At 69.1% G+C, this 14,539-nt stretch carries 8 protein-coding genes; 5 read left to right on the top strand and 3 right to left on the bottom strand.

Annotated features, from left to right (window positions below):
• Positions 1-54 precede the first annotated feature (54 nt).
• Together ACFTZC_RS17030 and ACFTZC_RS17025 are read right to left on the bottom strand one after the other, a co-directional pair.
• Entirely contained in the window at positions 55-1,575 is a 1,521-nt protein-coding gene (locus tag ACFTZC_RS17030) for a glycosyltransferase family 87 protein (protein ID WP_382890346.1), read from the bottom strand.
• Positions 1,576-1,746: 171 nt separating this feature from the next.
• Positions 1,747-4,398 (bottom strand): transglycosylase domain-containing protein, encoded by a 2,652-nt coding sequence (locus ACFTZC_RS17025; RefSeq protein WP_382890344.1) that lies wholly within the window; start codon positions 4,396-4,398, stop codon positions 1,747-1,749.
• Between the two features lie 380 nt (positions 4,399-4,778).
• On the opposite strand from ACFTZC_RS17025, the gene ACFTZC_RS17020 reads away from it, so the two are divergent.
• The 3 genes from ACFTZC_RS17020 to ACFTZC_RS17010 all read left to right on the top strand — a co-directional run bounded on the left by ACFTZC_RS17020 (position 4,779) and on the right by ACFTZC_RS17010 (position 8,070).
• Positions 4,779-5,495 (top strand): helix-turn-helix transcriptional regulator, encoded by a 717-nt coding sequence (locus ACFTZC_RS17020; protein ID WP_382890342.1) that lies wholly within the window; start codon positions 4,779-4,781, stop codon positions 5,493-5,495.
• A gap of 58 nt (positions 5,496-5,553) precedes the next feature.
• Positions 5,554-6,636 carry an inositol-3-phosphate synthase gene (locus ACFTZC_RS17015; protein WP_382890340.1) on the top strand — a complete coding sequence of 361 codons (1,083 nt, stop codon included), beginning with the start codon at positions 5,554-5,556 and terminating at the stop codon, positions 6,634-6,636.
• Between the two features lie 171 nt (positions 6,637-6,807).
• Positions 6,808-8,070 carry an MFS transporter gene (locus ACFTZC_RS17010; protein WP_382890338.1) on the top strand — a complete coding sequence of 421 codons (1,263 nt, stop codon included), beginning with the start codon at positions 6,808-6,810 and terminating at the stop codon, positions 8,068-8,070.
• Between the two features lie 63 nt (positions 8,071-8,133).
• On the opposite strand, the gene ACFTZC_RS17005 is transcribed toward ACFTZC_RS17010, so the two are convergent.
• Positions 8,134-9,600 carry a CCA tRNA nucleotidyltransferase gene (locus ACFTZC_RS17005; RefSeq protein WP_382890335.1) on the bottom strand — a complete coding sequence of 489 codons (1,467 nt, stop codon included), beginning with the start codon at positions 9,598-9,600 and terminating at the stop codon, positions 8,134-8,136.
• Positions 9,601-9,809: 209 nt separating this feature from the next.
• On the opposite strand from ACFTZC_RS17005, the gene ACFTZC_RS17000 reads away from it, so the two are divergent.
• Together ACFTZC_RS17000 and murJ are read left to right on the top strand one after the other, a co-directional pair.
• A complete protein-coding gene (locus ACFTZC_RS17000) occupies positions 9,810-12,299 on the top strand; it encodes a DUF6049 family protein (protein WP_382890332.1) in 2,490 nt (829 codons plus the stop codon).
• Positions 12,300-12,344: 45 nt separating this feature from the next.
• Complete coding sequence (gene murJ, locus ACFTZC_RS16995) at positions 12,345-14,486, top strand: murein biosynthesis integral membrane protein MurJ (protein WP_382890330.1); 2,142 nt, start codon at positions 12,345-12,347, stop codon at positions 14,484-14,486.
• The last annotated feature ends 53 nt before the right edge of the window (positions 14,487-14,539 follow it).

The following is a 14,539-nucleotide window of genomic DNA, read 5'->3' as shown; positions in this document are numbered from 1 at the left end:
GGTGAAGGCGCCACCTCGCGCGAGGTGGCGCCTTCACCCGTTTCCCGGAGGCGATCAGCCGAAGTCGGGTGATCGTTCCTGGGCGCTCGGCAGGCTCTTGCGGACCCCCCATTCGAGCCTGACCCCGCCGAAGTGGGTGGCAGGCGTCCCGGCGGGCTCCGGCGCGGCCCTGCCGAGGACGAAACGGTCCTCCGCGCCGTCCAGGACGCCGCCGGAGGGGTCGTCCGAGCCGTCGGTGCGCACACCGTCCCGTTCGGGCAGGAGGATGTCCCGTACGACCAGGGCACAGAGATAGAGCGTGCCGAGCAGATGCAGGGCGATGGCGAGCTGGTAGCCCTCGGCGGGCAGCCCCTTGTGGGCGTCGCCGCTGGTCGTGTACGCGAGGTACATCCAGATCCCGAGGTAGTACATGACCTCGCAGGCCTGCCAGATGAGGAAGTCGCGCCAGCGGGGGCGGGCCAGGGCGGCGAGCGGGATCAGCCAGAGGACGTACTGCGGCGAGTAGACCTTGTTGGTGAGGATGAACGCGGCGACGACGAGGAAGGCGAGCTGGGCGAAGCGCGGCCGGCGGGGCGCGGTGAGGGCGAGGGCGCCGATGCCCGCGCAGGCCAGCACCATGAGGATCATGGCGTACGTGTTGACCGTGGTGACGTCGATCGACCGGCCGGTGCGCTGCGTGATGATCAGCCAGAAGGAGCCGAAGTCGATCTGGCGTTCCTGGCTGAAGGTGTAGAACTTCTTCCACCCTTCGGGGGCGAGCAGCATCACCGGCAGGTTCACCGCCAGCCAGGCACCGGCGGCGCCCAGGAGGGCCGTGCCGTACGCGCGGTAGCGCCCGGCGCGCCAGCACAGGACGAGCAGGGGCCCCAGGAGGAGTGCGGGGTAGAGCTTCGCGGCGGTGGCGAGTCCGATGAGGATGCCGAAGGCGAGGGCGCGGCCGCGGGACCACATGAGCATGGCGGCGGCGGTGAGGGCGACGGCCAGCAGGTCCCAGTTGATGGTGGCCGTGAGGGCGAGGGCGGGCGCCAGGGCGACGAGGAGGGCGTCCCACGGGCGGCGGCGGTGGGTGCGGGCGACGCAGACGGCGATGACCGTGGCGCAGATCATGAGCATGCCCGCGTTGACCATCCAGTACATCTGCTCGCGGTACTGGATGGAGCCGCCCGGGGTGAGCCAGGAGGCGACCTCCATGAAGAGGCCGGTCAGAACGGGGTACTCCAGATACTGCATGTCGCCGCTGAGCCGGTCGAAGTACGGCACGAGGTTGTCGGCGAAGCCGCGCCCGAGGAAGAGGTGCGGGATGTCCGAGTAGCAGGCGTGGGTGTACTGGGAGCTGGCGCCGCGGAACCACGCCCAGTTGTAGCAGGGCATCTTCTGCACCATGCCGAGTGCGAACATGCCGATCGCCACCAGCGCGACGACGCGTACGGGGGAGAGCCGCCCGCTGCCCGGCCAGGCCCAGCGTCCGGCGGGTCCGCCGATCAGCTCGCTGCCGGCCGTGGCGATCTCGTCCCGCCGGGTGGGCGCCACGTCCGGCCGGTCCTGGTGCACGGTTGTCTCTTCTGTGCTCGGCATGGCGCCCATCCTGCCGTATACCGCTGTGGACGGGGCGAGGGCCGCCGCACCGTACGTACATGGAGCTGTACGTGTCCGGTGCGACGGCCCTCGCGGGTGTCGCGTACATGTCCCCGGCCTGTCGTGACGGCCGTGCGGTGGCGCCCCGGGGTTCGCGGGCCCCGGGGCTGATCAGCCTCTCTGGCCTGCGAAGAAGCCGGTGTCGTTGGACTCTTCGTCGCTCGGTGAGGCCGAGGGGCTCTCCTCGCCGCCGCCTCCGCCGCCGTTGCCGTTTCCGCCGTTGTTCCCGTTGCCGCCGTTGCCGTTGCCGCCGTTGCCGTTGCCCTGGTTGGTGTTGCCCTGGTCGGCACATCCGAAGATGTTGGTGCACTCCTCGGTGTCGCCGCTCGGGCTCTCGGACGGGTCCGCGGACGGGCTCTCGGACGTGCTCTCGGACGGGTCCGCGGACGGGCTCTCGGGCGTGCTCTCGGACACGGTCGGCTCCGGGGAGTCGGCGCCGCCGCCGTAGTAGGAATCGCCAATGGGCTCGGGCTTGGGGAACTTCTCGACGGGCTTCCCCTTGAGGGCCTCCGTCATGTAGTCCTTCCAGATCTGGGCGGGGAACGAGTTGCCGTGGATCTTGTCCTCGCCACCCGTGCCGAACATCTTCTCGAACTGACGCTTCGCGTTCTTCGCGTCGTCGTCCATCCGGTACATGTCGATGGCGGTGGAGAGCTGCGGGGTGTACCCCACGAACCAGGCCGACTTGTTGCCGTCCGTAGTACCGGTCTTGCCGGCGGCGTCGCGGTCGGGGAGCTTCGCGGTGATTCCGGTGCCCTCCTCGACCACCGACTTCAGCACGTCGGTGACGTTGTCCGCGACCGCGGCGGGGAAGGCGCTGGTCGCCGTCGCCTTGTGCTGGTAGATGGTCTTGCCACCCTTCAGCACCCGGTCGACGGAGTACGGGTCACGCTGCTTGCCGCTGGTCGCAAAGGTCGCGTAGGAGCCGGCCATCCGGATGGCGCTGGGGTCGGAGATCCCGAGCGAGAAGGAGGGCACATTGGACTTGCTGAGGGAGTCCGGGCGCAGACCGGCGTTGATGGCGGCCTGGCGCACCTGGGGGATGCCTACGTCCATGCCGAGCTGCACATAGGGCGAGTTGGCGGACTCCTGCATGGCCTCCCGCAGGTCCATGTCGCCGTACGACTTACCGCCGTCGTTGGTCTGGAGCCACTCCTTGTCCTCTTCGTTGGTCCAGATCGAGCCGTCGTAGTTCTTGATCTTCAGCTTGTTGTCGCCGTTGTAGATGGCCTTGTCGGGCGCGATCTGTGTCCGCTGCTCGTTGGTCTGGTCCGAGGGGAGCTTGGGGTCGCGCACGCCGTTTTCCATGGCCGCGGCCAGGACGAACGGCTTGAAGGTCGAGCCGACCTGGGCACCGGTCTGGTCGGCGTTGTTGGTGAAGTGCTTGGTCGCGTCCTCGCCGCCGTAGATCGCGACGATCTTTCCGGAGGAGGGTTCGACGGAGGCGCCGCCGAACTGGACGTGGGTGTCGGTCTCCGGACGCTTCTCGGGGTCGATCTTGGCGTCGTAGATCTTCTTGACCGACTTCTCCAGCGCTTCGACCTTCTTCTTGTTGAAGGTCGTGTGGATCTCGTACCCACCCGCGCTGAGGTCGTCCGCCGTGGTGCCCTGGTCGTTGTTGTTGATGAAGTTCGCCTTGGCGAGGTCGACCAGGTACCCGACCTGGCCACCGAGTTCGTCGGACTTCTTCGGCGAGTCGGGCATCGGGAACTCGGTGTACTTGGCGCGCTCGGACGCGTCGAGCCGCTTGTCCTTCACCATCCCGTTGAGGATCGACTCCCAACGGATCTTGGCGCGCCGCGTGTTGTCCTCGGCGGTGGCGGCCGGGTTGAGCTCGGTGGCGCCGGCCGGGTCGTAGAGGGTCGCGCCCTTGAGCAGCGAGGCGAGGAAGGCGCACTCGCTCGCGTTGAGGTCCTTGGCGTCCTTGCCGTAGTACGTACGGGCCGCGGCCTGGATGCCCCAGGCGCCGCGCCCGTAGTACGACGTGTTCAGGTACCCCTCCATGATCTGGTCCTTCTTCATGTCCGTGCCGACCCGCATGGCGATGAAGAGTTCCTTGAACTTACGGCTGAAGGTCTGGCTCTGGTCACCCAGCCGGGCGTTCTTCACGTACTGCTGGGTGATGGTGGAGCCACCCTGCGTGTCGCCACCCATGGCCATGTTGAACACGGCCCGGCCCATGCCCTTGAAGTCGACGCCGGGGTCGTCGTAGAAGGTCTTGTTCTCGGCCGAGACGACCGCGTTCTGCATGGCCTTGGGGATCTCGGTGATGTTGATGATCTGCCGGTTGACCGCGCCGTCGGCGGAGGCCATCTGAGTGCCGTCGTCCCAGTAGTAGACGTTCTTCTGGGCCACGGACGCCTTGTTGACGTCGGGAACCTCGACCATGGCGTACGCGATGGTCCCGGCCGCCAGGATGGAGCCGACGAAGGCGATGGCGAGCCCGGTGGTCTGCTTCCAGGAGGGCACCCAGCGGCGCCACCCGTACTTGTTGTGACGCGGGTAGTCGATCAGCCGCTTCTTGTACGGCTCGGCGCGGCTGTGCCCGTCGTCCCCGCCGCGCCGGCGCCCGCCCCGCTGGGCCGCGCGTCTGGCCTCGGCGCGGCCGCCGTAGGCGGGCTCCTCCTCGTACGGCTCGGCAGGGGAGACCGTGGTCTCTCGTGACGGGGCTGCACGGCGACCGGACGGCTGCTGGGCCGCACGCCTGGACGCAGCACGGCCGCCACCTTGTGGCTGCGGTGGTTTGCGACGGTGCTCGCTCATCGAACGACTACTCCTCGGGCAGGCGCATACGCCTGGAAGCGGCAGTTGGGTTCCGGTCCCCCGAAATGAATACGGACCGGCCCGGCATAGGGCTCATCCGACATGCATCCGGTGAGCCGTCAGTCTGGACGCTCTGGGGCGTCGCTGGGTTCCCGGTGGTCTGCATGCCGCACAGACTACGCACGGTCAAAACCCTCCGAGAGCTGAAGTTCACCCTAAATCAGGCAAGTTGCATCATGAGAATCAGGGATGTGACGCCGTTCACTAAGGCCCCCCTTGTCCCTACCGACTCTCCGTTCTATCGTCGGGATGTATCGAGTCGATACATCGGTACGGCATAAGAGTCCGGGACCGTGTCCTGGACCGTGGAGGAGGCGAGGGTGAGCAGACGCTCGGGCATCCTTGAGTTCGCTGTCCTCGGCCTGCTCCGCGAGTCCCCCATGCACGGCTATGAGCTGCGAAAACGGCTCAACACCTCGCTGGGGATCTTCCGTGCCTTCAGTTACGGGACGCTCTATCCCTGCCTCAAGACGCTGGTCGCCAGCGGTTGGTTGATCGAGGAGCCGGGCAGCGCCCCGGAGGACGCGCTCGCCGCCTCGCTCGCGGGGCGCCGGGCCAAGATCGTCTATCGGCTGACGGCCGACGGCAAGGAGCACTTCGAGGAGCTGTTGTCGCACACCGGTCCCGACGCCTGGGAGGACGAGCACTTCGCTGCTCGGTTCGCCTTCTTCGGGCAGACGGAGCGCGAGGTGCGTATGCGGGTCCTCGAAGGCCGTCGCAGCAGGCTGGAGGAGCGCCTGGAGAAGATGCGCGCCTCTCTGGCCCGTACCCGTGAGCGGCTCGACGACTACACGCTTGAGCTGCAGCGCCACGGCATGGAGTCCGTGGAGCGCGAGGTGCGCTGGCTGAACGAGCTGATCGAGAGCGAGCGGGCAGGGCGGGATCAGATGCGGTCCGGCCCCGAGGACCCCGCCGAGCCGGAAGGCACATCCGGAGAAGCTGACGGCCTGCCCCGGCACCGGGACGCCGCGTCTCCCGGGGGCACGCCCCCGGGACGTCCAGGACCGCCGGATCCGTCCGCGGACCCCACCAAGTGAGGTCCTGCACCTCCGCAGGACCTCATCACGAACACTGATCACACAGGGAGCAACCGCAATGGGTTCGGTTCGCGTAGCCATCGTCGGTGTGGGCAACTGCGCCGCCTCGCTGGTGCAGGGTGTCGAGTACTACAAGGACGCCGACCCGGCGGGCAAGGTACCGGGTCTGATGCACGTCCAGTTCGGCGACTACCACGTACGGGACATCGAGTTCGTGGCCGCGTTCGACGTGGACGCGAAGAAGGTCGGCCTCGACCTCTCGGACGCCATCGGTGCCAGCGAGAACAACACCATCAAGATCTGCGACGTGCCCTCCACGGGCGTCACGGTCCAGCGCGGCCACACCCTCGACGGTCTGGGCAAGTACTACCGCCAGACGATCGAGGAGTCCCCCGAGGCCCCTGCCGACATCGTCCAGACCCTCAAGGACCAGCGGGTCGACGTCCTGGTCTGCTACCTGCCCGTGGGCTCCGAGGCCGCCGCGAAGTACTACGCGCAGTGCGCCATCGATGCCAAGGTCGCCTTCGTCAACGCCCTCCCGGTCTTCATCGCCGGCACGAAGGAGTGGGCGGACAAGTTCACCGAGGCCGGTGTCCCGATCGTCGGTGACGACATCAAGTCGCAGGTCGGCGCCACGATCACGCACCGCGTCATGGCGAAGCTCTTCGAGGACCGGGGCGTTGTCCTCGACCGCACGATGCAGCTCAACGTCGGCGGCAACATGGACTTCAAGAACATGCTGGAGCGTGAGCGCCTGGAGTCCAAGAAGATCTCCAAGACGCAGGCAGTCACCTCCCAGATCCCCGACCGCGATCTCGGCGCCGACAACGTGCACATCGGCCCGTCGGACTACGTGGCCTGGCTCGACGACCGCAAGTGGGCCTACGTCCGTCTCGAAGGCCGCGCCTTCGGCGACGTCCCGCTGAACCTGGAGTACAAGCTGGAGGTCTGGGACTCCCCGAACTCCGCGGGCGTCATCATCGACGCGGTGCGCGCCGCGAAGATCGCCAAGGACCGCGGCATCGGCGGCCCGATCCTCTCGGCTTCGTCGTACTTCATGAAGTCCCCGCCGGTGCAGTACTTCGACGACGAGGCGCGGGCGAACGTCGAGAAGTTCATCGCGGGCGAGGTGGAGCGCTGACCGCCGCGCCACTCGCGCCGGCCGTCGAGCGCTGACACCCGCACCGGTCTCGGTGCGGAGCGACCGCGGCAAGTACCGCCCTCGCGAGGGCCGTACGAGAAGGGGCACCGGACCGATGGGTCCGGTGCCCCTCTCGCGTGTGCCACAGGGCCGTATGTGACGCTGGCCCACATGCCTGTCGTACGGGATCTGCGCGTACTCCTGCGTCTCAGGGACTTCCGCCGGCTTCTTGCCGTCCGGCTGCTCTCGCAGGCGGCCGACGGCGTCTTCCAGGTCGCGCTCGCCGCGTACGTCGTCTTCTCCCCCGAGAAACAGACCTCGCCCGCCGCGATCGCCTCCGCGATGGCCGTCCTGCTGCTGCCCTACTCGCTGGTCGGCCCGTTCGCCGGGGTGTTCCTCGACCGCTGGCAGCGCCGCCAGGTCTTCCTGTACGGAAACCTGCTGCGCGCCCTGCTGGCCGGGTGCACCGCCCTGCTGATCCTGGCGTCGGTACCCGACTGGCTCTTCTACGCGTCGGCGCTCTCGGTGACCGCCGTCAACCGGTTCGTGCTCGCCGGGCTCTCGGCCGCCCTGCCCCGGGTCGTCGACGACGAGCGCCTCGTCCTGGCGAATTCACTCTCCCCCACCGCCGGCACCCTCGCCGCGACCGCGGGCGGCGGGCTCGCCCTCGTCGTACGGCTGACCGCGTCCGACTCGGATGCCGCGGTGATGCTGCTGGGCGCTGTCCTCTACATCTGCTCGGCGCTCACCTCGCTACTGCTGGCGCGCGGGCTGCTCGGCCCCGAGCGGGCGGCCGTACCACCCCGACTGGGGGCCGCACTCGCCTCGACCGCGCGCGGGCTCGCCGACGGAGTGCGCCATCTCTCCGAGCGGCGCCCGGCTGCGGGCGCGCTGGCCGCCATGACCGTGATGCGCTTCTGCTACGGATCGCTGACGGTGATGGTGCTGATGCTCTGCCGCTACGCCTGGACGGACCGGGAGTCCGACGGGCTGGCACTGCTCGGGCTCGCCCTCGGAATCTCCGGAGCGGGGTTCTTCGCGGCGGCGCTCGTCACCCCGTGGACGGTGGGGCGGCTCGGGGCTCCCGGCTGGATGGCGCTCTGCGCGGCCGCGGCGGCGGTGCTCGAACCTGCGCTCGGGCTGCCCTTCGCACCCGTTCCGCTGATGATTGCCGCGTTCCTTCTCGGCCTGATCACCCAGGGCGCGAAGATCGCCACCGACACCGTGGTGCAGACGACGGTGGACGACGCCTTCCGCGGCCGGGTCTTCTCCCTCTACGACGTTCTGTTCAACGTCGCCTTCGTCGGGGCCGCCGCGGTGGCGGCACTGATGCTGCCGCCGGACGGCCGGTCCGCACCCCTGGTGGTGATGGTCGCCCTTCTCTATGCGGCCGTGGCCACGGGACTGATACGCAGGAGGCGATGTTTCACGTGAAACATCGCCTCCTGAGAGATCGCGCACGCGTCATGTTTCACGTGAAACATCGCCCGCACCCCATCAGCTCTGCGTCGCCCACCACTCCGTGAGAGCGGAGACGGCGGCGTCCTGCTCCATCGGACCGTTCTCCAGCCGCAGCTCCAGCAGGAAGCCATAGGCCCGGCCGATCGCCGGTCCGGGACCGATGCCGAGGATCTCCATGATCTGGTTGCCGTCCAGGTCCGGCCTGATCGCGTCGAGCTGCTCCTGCTCCTGAAGCTGGGCGATGCGCTCCTCCAGCCCGTCGTAAGCGCGGGAGAGCGCGTTCGCCTTGCGCTTGTTACGGGTCGTGCAGTCGGAGCGGGTCAGCTTGTGGAGCCGGTCCAGCAGCGGGCCCCCGTCGCGCACGTACCGCCGGACCGCCGAGTCGGTCCATTCACCCGTGCCGTAGCCGTGGAAGCGCAGATGCAGCTCGACCAGGCGCGAAACGTCCTTCACCATCTCGTTGGAGTACTTGAGCGCCGTCATCCGCTTCTTGGTCATCTTCGCGCCCACCATCTCGTGGTGGTGGAAGGAGACCCGCCCGTCCTTCTCGAAGCGGCGGGTACGGGGCTTGCCGATGTCGTGCAGGAGCGCGGCCAGCCGCAGGACCAGGTCCGGTCCGTTCTCCTCCAGGTCGATGGCCTGCTCCAGGACCGTCAGCGAGTGCTCGTAGACATCCTTGTGACGGTGGTGCTCGTCGCTCTCCAGCCGCAGCGCCGGCAGCTCGGGCAGAATCCGGTCGGCGAGCCCTGTCTCGACGAGCAGCGCCAGCCCCTGGCGCGGGCGCGGCGCGAGGATCAGCTTGTTCAGCTCGTCCCGGACCCGCTCGGCGGAGACGATCTCGATACGTCCGGACATGTCCTTCATGGCCGCGACGACGTCCGGGGCCACCTCGAAGTCCAGCTGCGCGGCGAACCGCGCCGCCCGCAGCATGCGCAGCGGATCGTCGGAGAAGGACTCCTGGGGCGTACCGGGCGTACGCAGCACCTGAGCCGCGAGGTCCTCCAGCCCGCCGTGCGGATCGATGAACTCCTTCCGGGGGAGGGCCACAGCCATCGCGTTGACCGTGAAGTCCCGGCGTACGAGGTCCTCCTCGATGGAGTCGCCGTAGGACACCTCGGGTTTGCGTGACGTACGGTCGTAGGCTTCCGAGCGGTATGTGGTGACCTCGATCTGGAAGCGCTGGTCGACGTCCCCGACGCGGGCGTCCTTCTGGCAGCCGACCGTCCCGAAGGCGATTCCGACCTCCCACACCGCGTCCGCCCAGGGCCGCACGATCTTCAGCACGTCCTCGGGGCGGGCGTCGGTCGTGAAGTCCAGGTCGTTGCCGAGCCTGCCCAGCAGGGCGTCCCTGACCGAGCCTCCGACCAGGGCGAGACCGAATCCGGCTTCCTGGAAGCGGCGCGCGAGATCGTCGGCGACAGGGGACACCCGCAGCAGTTCGCTGACCGCGCGGCGCTGCACCTGGCTGAGTGCACTGGGGTTGTCTTCATTGGCTTTCGGCACAACAGAAAAGGGTACGTGCCATGACTCATCCGGTCGTCCCCGTTTCGGGCACGCCCTCCGATTCACGGGTTTCCGGCAGCGCATGAGATTCTTCCGATCATGTGGAGCAGTCCCCAGCACTTCGCCACAGCGCACATCGTTACCATGCGTGGACGCAGGAACCGACAACCACCGACGGCAGCAGACGATGACGAGGGACGGGCGAGCGCGTGGCCGAGGCGGCAGACTTCCAGGGGACGGGTCATTCCCCTGCCCGTCGATGGCTGCGGCGCACAGCCTCCCTCCTCGCCGGGGTACCGCTCGTGGCGGGTCTGCTGGCCGGCACGGCGGCTCCCGCGGCCCAGGCCGCGACACAGGCCACCGGGGGCCAGACGGTCCGTGTGGCGCTCGACACACTGGCGCCCAGCGCCCCGGTGAAGGGTGACACGCTCACCATTTCCGGGACGGTGACCAACGAAGGTAAAAGTCCCGTCACCGGTGCTCAGGTGGATCTACGGGTCGGGCCGCGGATGGCCGGCCGGACCGCCATCGACGACGCCGCGGCGCGCTCCGGCGTCTCAGGGGACGTGGCCCCGATCGGCGGGCCGTACAAGGTGGTCATCCCCCGGCTCCCGGCCGGCATCCCGCAGGACTTCGCCCTGTCCGTACCGGTCAGCAAGCTGGGGCTCGACGAGGACGGTGTCTACCAGCTCGGCGTCTCGGTGACGGGAAAGACCTCGTCCGCCCAGTACGACCATGTGCTGGGCATCCAGCGCACCTTCCTCCCCTGGCAGCCGGACGGCACGGACAAGAAGACCCAGCTCACCGTGGCGTGGCCGCTGATCTCCGCCACGCATCTCTCCGCCGAGACCGGGCGGGACGATCAGCAGACCCCTGTCTTCGAGAACGACGACCTGGCGGAGGAGCTGGCGTCCGGTGGCCGGCTGGAGCAGATGGTCTCCCTCGGCAGTCAACTACCGGTGACCTGGGTGATCGATCCGGATCTGATCGCCACCGCCGACGCGATGACCAGGAACTACCGCGTCAGAAGCGGCGACACGACGGTGCCGGGCCGGAACCAGGCCGTGGCGGTCAAGTGGCTCGACTCGCTGGAGAAGGCGGTCAAGGACAGCAAGGTCGTCGCGCTGCCCTTCGCCGACCCGGACCTGGCATCGCTCGCGCACCGCGGCAAGAGCGTCTCGGGGGCGCTCAGCCATCTCCAGCCGGCCACCGACGTGGCCGACGACACCGTGGAGACCATCCTCCACGTCAAGCCGTCCGTGGACTTCGCCTGGCCGGTGGACGGCGCGATCGACCCGTCGATCGTCGATGTGGCGACCTCGGCGGGTGCCGACAAGGTCATCACCCGCAGTGACAGCCTCCAGGACAACCTCTCGTACACCCCGAACGCCGCCCGGCCGATCGGCGGCGGCACGACGGCCGTCGTCTCGGACTACCGGCTCTCGACCGCCTTCCAGGGCGACATGTCGGCGTCGAGCAGCTCCACCCTCGCCGTCCAGAAGTTCCTCGCCCAGTCGCTGGCCGTGACGCTCCAGGAGCCCGGGAACGAGCGGAACATCGTGGTCGCCCCGCAGCGGACACTGACGGCGGCCCAGGCACAGTCGATGGCACGCGCGCTGCGCGCCCTGGAGCCCGAGCGCTGGACGGAGCCGACGGATCTGGTCGCCGCGGCGGCGGTCGGCCCGGACGAGGACGCCACCACGAAGGTGCCGAGCGCGGCCCGCTACCCGAAGAAGCTGCGTGCCCAGGAACTCCCGACCCGCACGTTCCTCGACATCAAGAACACGCAGGACCGGTTCGACAAGTTCCAGGCCATCCTCACCGCGCCGGACCGGGTCGCCGCCCCCTTCGGCAACGCGATCAGCCGGGCGATGTCGACGTCCTGGCGCGGCGACCCGGGCGGCGCCGAGCAGTACCGGGACACGGTCGACACGTATCTGCAGAGTCTCACCGACGAGGTACGGCTCATCCCCAAGTCCGTGCTCACCCTGTCCGGGCGCAGCGCGACGATTCCGGTGACCGTCCAGAACCAGCTGCTCCAGGGCGTCCAGAACCTCGTGCTGCGTCTGAAGTCGGACAACCCGACCCGGTTGAAGCTCGACGGCGATCTGGCGGTCGCGGAGCGGCCGATCAAGATCGACGGCGGGCACAGCCAGTCGGTGAAGTTCACCGGCGCGGGCAACGCCAACGGCCCGGTCCAGGTGACCGCCCAGCTCTACACGGTGGACGGCAAGCTGTACGGCGACCCGATGACCTTCCAGGTGAAGGTTTCCGAGATCACCCCCACCGTGATGCTCGTCATCGCGGGCGGTGTGCTGCTGCTGGTGCTCGCCGGGGTGAAGATGTACAGCCAGCGCAAGCGGGCCGTGGCACGCAAGGCCGGCGCCGGGCCCGCGGACGGCTACGGTGTCGGCGAGAGCGGCGGCGACGGCGAGGGCCCGCAGGGCGGCAACGGCGACGGCGACCGGGACGGCCGGGACGATCGGAGCGCCACCGGCCAGGACACCACCGGGCCCGTTCCTCCCGGGCCGTCCGGCTCGGCCGCGCGGGATACCACCGGGGACACGCACGGCACGAAGAACACGGCCGGCCCGAAGGCCGTCGAGGACACAGAACCCGGGCAGCCGAGTGACCCGACACCGGACACCGGTCCGGAAAGCGCGGACGCGTCGGGCGCGGGTGAGAAAGTGGACCGTTGAGCGATGTCGTGGCCGGTCGGCCGGGGACGATGAGGTGGGGTAACCATGAACGCGCCGTACGACGGTGACCGTGGGCCGGGCACGGGCGGCGATCCGGCAGGCCAGGTCCCGCCGCCTCCGCCACCTGCCCAGGATCCCTATGTCCAGGACGCCTACGCACAGGACCCCTACTGGGCACAGGACCTGTCCGCGCAGGACCCGGTGACCGAGGCGCTGTACGACCGCGCCTCGCACCCGCCGCCGCCTCCGGGCACCTACCCGGACCACCAGGACCTGTACCGGCAGCCGCGCGCCCAGCAGCCCGCGCCGGATCCGCGGATCTGGGCGGGGACCCCGCCGCCCGAGCCCTCGGGCCCTTCCCGCCTCCTGCCGTACGGGGACGACGCCCGGACCACCCAGTTCACCGGCGTCGACGAGCTGGTCACCCGGGCCGGTGACGAGAGCCCGGCACCGGACGCCTTCGCCCACCTCTACCGGGACCAGCAGGCCACGGCACAGGCCGTGGCGGCACCGGAACCCGAGGCGGCGCCCGCGCCGGCGCCCGCCAAGAAGTCGGGCGGCAAGGCCGCCGGTCTGCTCAAGTCCAGCGCGCTGATGGCCGCCGGCACCCTGGTGTCCCGGCTCACCGGCTTCGTACGGAGCCTGGTGATCACGGCCGCGCTGGGTGCGGCCCTCCTCGGCGACTCGTTCACCGTCGCGTACACCCTGCCGACGATGATCTACATCCTCACCGTCGGCGGCGGCCTCAACTCCGTCTTCGTACCGCAGCTCGTACGGGCGATGAAGAACGACGACGACGGTGGCGTCGCCTACGCCAACCGGCTGCTGACCCTCGTCATGGTCGCGCTCGGCGCGATCGTCGCGCTGGCGGTGTTCGCGGCGCCCGTGCTGGTCCAGGCGATGTCGGACCCGATCGCGAGTGACGCCGCCGCCAACAACGTCGCCGTCACGTTCGCCCGCTACTGCCTGCCCACGATCTTCTTCATGGGTGTGCACGTGGTCATGGGGCAGATCCTCAACGCGCGCGGGAAGTTCGGCGCGATGATGTGGACCCCGGTCCTCAACAACATCGTCATGATCACCACGTTCGGCCTGTTCATCTGGGTGTACGGCACAGCGGCCGACTCCGGCATGACCGTGCAGACGATTCCGCCGGACGGCGTGCGGCTGCTCGGCATCGGCACGCTTCTCGGCCTCATCGTCCAGGCGCTCGCCATGATCCCGTACCTCAGGGAGACCGGGTTCCGGTTCCGTCCCCGCTTCGACTGGAAGGGCCACGGCCTCGGCAAGACGGTCAGGCTCGCCAAGTGGACCGTCCTGTTCGTCCTCGCCAACCAGGCGGGCGTCCTGGTCGTCACCCAGCTCGCGACCGCCGCGGGCAAGGAGTCCGGCACCGACGGCGCCGGCATCCTCGCCTACAGCAACGCCCAGCTCATCTGGGGCATGCCGCAGGCCATCATCACCGTCTCGGTCATGGCCGCCCTGCTGCCCCGGATCTCCCGCGCCGCCAGCGACGGCGACCCGGGCGCGGTCCGCGACGACATCTCCCAGGGGCTGCGCAACTCCGCGGTCGCGATCGTCCCGATCGCCTTCGGGTTCCTCGCCCTCGGTGTCCCGCTCTCCGTCCTGATGTTCTCGTCCAGCGGCCTGGAATCGGCACGCTCCATGGGCTTCATCCTGATGGCGTTCGCCCTCGGTCTCATCCCGTACTCCGTGCAGTACGTCGTCCTGCGCGGCTTCTACGCCTACGAGGACACCCGGACGCCCTTCTACAACACGGTCATCGTCGCCGCGGTCAACGCCGCGGCCTCCGCCCTCGCCTATGTCCTGCTGCCCCCGCGCTGGGCCGTGGTCGGTATGGCGGCGGCGTACGGCCTGGCCTACGCCGTCGGTGTCGGCGTGGCCTGGCGCCGGCTGAAGAAGCGGCTGGGCGGCGATCTGGACGGCGGACGCGTCCTGCGGACGTACGCCCGGCTCTGCCTCGCGTCCGTCCCCGGCGCCCTCGCGGCCGGCGCGGTCGCCTACTTCGTACTGGAAGGCCTGGGCAGCACTGCCCTCGCCTCGGTCGTCGCGCTGATCGGCGGCGGCATCGTCCTGCTGGGGCTCTTCTTCGTGGCGGCGAAGAAGATGCGGATCGAGGAGATGAACGCCATGGTCGGCATGGTCCGAGGCCGTCTCGGACGGTGACCCGGCCCGGCCGAGTACAACCATCATCGGCTGCCGCGTGTCGTGCATAGCGT

Origin of the sequence: Streptomyces sp. NPDC056987 (assembly GCF_042673865.1) — a bacterium.
Taxonomy (GTDB): Bacteria; Actinomycetota; Actinomycetes; order Streptomycetales; family Streptomycetaceae; genus Streptomyces.
Note: the sequence above shows the minus strand (reverse complement) of the source record. Positions and strands in the feature narration are given on the sequence as shown.

What these genes read in the sequence shown, in the direction of transcription:
- ACFTZC_RS17030 (WP_382890346.1), bottom strand. Translation starts at nt 1,575, where the DNA reads ATGCCGAGCACAGAAGAGACAACCGTGCACCAGGACCGGCCGGACGTG.
- ACFTZC_RS17025 (WP_382890344.1), bottom strand. Translation starts at nt 4,398, where the DNA reads ATGAGCGAGCACCGTCGCAAACCACCGCAGCCACAAGGTGGCGGCCGT.
- ACFTZC_RS17015 (WP_382890340.1), top strand. Translation starts at nt 5,554, where the DNA reads ATGGGTTCGGTTCGCGTAGCCATCGTCGGTGTGGGCAACTGCGCCGCC.
- ACFTZC_RS17010 (WP_382890338.1), top strand. Translation starts at nt 6,808, where the DNA reads ATGCCTGTCGTACGGGATCTGCGCGTACTCCTGCGTCTCAGGGACTTC.
- murJ (WP_382890330.1), top strand. Translation starts at nt 12,345, where the DNA reads ATGAACGCGCCGTACGACGGTGACCGTGGGCCGGGCACGGGCGGCGAT.